Origin of the sequence: Pseudomonas putida, assembly GCF_002906855.1 — a bacterium.
GTDB lineage: Bacteria > Pseudomonadota > Gammaproteobacteria > Pseudomonadales > Pseudomonadaceae > Aquipseudomonas > Aquipseudomonas putida_N.
On sequence record NZ_MINI01000030.1, the window covers coordinates 1 to 391 of the forward strand.

General features: G+C 64.5%; 1 protein-coding gene. It reads right to left on the reverse strand.

Going from position 1 to position 391, the window contains the following annotated elements; translation table 11 throughout:
* On the reverse strand, positions 1–389 hold a 389-nt coding region (locus BGP85_RS12350), incomplete at its 3' end, for a transposase (RefSeq protein ID WP_258036115.1).
* Positions 390–391: the final 2 nt, after the last annotated feature.

Consider the following 391-nt stretch of genomic DNA (forward strand, 5'->3'; position numbering starts at 1 on the left):
TTGCGGTCATGAAACCGGTCGATCCATTGGCCGTTCAGATCGGCCAGCGCCGCCCGGTTCGCGGCCAGAGCCAGCGTCTCGGTCTCGAACCGTCCCATCTGCGATGCCGAAGCAGCTTGCGCCTCGACGGCCCTGCCGCCAACGACCTGACGCATCACGGGATCGAGGGCCAAGCGGTCGGCATCGTTCACATCCTCGTATCCGGCCAGTCGTCCGAACACCGATTGCCGGAACAATCCGTCAAGCCGATGGAGCGTGTTCTTCCCGGTGCGGCTGTCTCGCAGCGCCTCCGACGCCAGATTGGACAGGCCGAGCACGTCATCAAGCTCGCGCATCACCAGCAGGCCACCGTCTGAACTGATCTGCGCACCACGGAACTCCAGACGCACAC